This window comes from Tamlana crocina (assembly GCF_012037625.1).
Map to the genome: position 1 here is coordinate 1 of NZ_JAAVJS010000737.1, position 306 is coordinate 306.

At 43.8% G+C, this 306-nt stretch carries 1 pseudogene; it reads right to left on the reverse strand.

Annotated elements, in window-relative coordinates:
- Positions 1-279, reverse strand: a pseudogene (locus HC176_RS19835) (hypothetical protein); the annotation flags it as partial.
- Positions 280-306: the final 27 nt, after the last annotated feature.

Sequence of the window (306 nt, forward strand, 5' to 3'; positions counted from 1 at the left end):
CTCATGTTGTGAAGCTTCCGATTCGTAGTTATAAGTAACAGTGCTGTCGGGAGTGGTCAAGGTTGCTGTTTTATCCTGCGGTCGCCACGTCCAGGCTCTGCTGGTTCTGAGGGTGTCGTTGACTCTGACGTTAAAGGTGTAACGGAGTTCCTTAACGTCTTTGAAGTTTTCAATTCCGTTAGCCTGGGCTATTTTTTGAACTATGGTTTGATCTTGTTGATTATCTGTGCAGGAAAGGACTAGGGCAACCAGGAATAGGAGGAGAGTGAACTTTTTCATTGGATAGGTTTAGTTTTATAAAGATAG